1 tRNA gene and 1 rRNA gene are annotated in these 516 nt (G+C 45.7%); both read left to right on the forward strand.

The features are described from left to right. Positions 1 to 63: ribosomal RNA gene (locus tag LPW36_RS17710) — 16S ribosomal RNA — on the forward strand; the annotation flags it as partial. A gap of 175 nt (positions 64 to 238) precedes the next feature. Then, a tRNA-Glu gene (locus LPW36_RS17715) sits at positions 239 to 314 on the forward strand. The last annotated feature ends 202 nt before the right edge of the window (positions 315 to 516 follow it).

Raw genomic sequence — 516 nt, forward strand, 5'->3', positions numbered from 1 at the left:
ATGACTGGGGTGAAGTCGTAACAAGGTAACCGTAGGGGAACCTGCGGTTGGATCACCTCCTTACCTGAAAGATACTGATTGAGTGCAGTGTCCACACAGATTGTCTGATGAAATGAAAAGAGAGCAAAGCGTCTTGCGGTAGGGTGCGGCGACAAAAAAATCTGTCGCTTGATTTTCCCCGGAAAATCTCGCCTTTACCCGAAATTATCGAACCGGTGGTTCGATAGTCAAATTTCGGGTCCCCTTCGTCTAGAGGCCTAGGACACCGCCCTTTCACGGCGGTAACAGGGGTTCGAATCCCCTAGGGGACGCCAATTGCTGATGATGGGTGAAAGACATTGTCGATGAATATCTCAAAACTGACTTGGATTAAGTCATGTTTGAGATATTTGCTCTTTAACAATCCGGAACAAGCTGAAATTTGAATCCTCAGCCAATAGTGAGTTTTAACACTGACACTAATTGGACTGAGTGAGTCTCTCAATTTTTTGCAACTCAGATTGTGTTTCTTGCGAG

Origin of the sequence: Limnobaculum eriocheiris (assembly GCF_021010575.1) — a bacterium.
Classification (GTDB): domain Bacteria; phylum Pseudomonadota; class Gammaproteobacteria; order Enterobacterales; family Enterobacteriaceae; genus Limnobaculum; species Limnobaculum eriocheiris.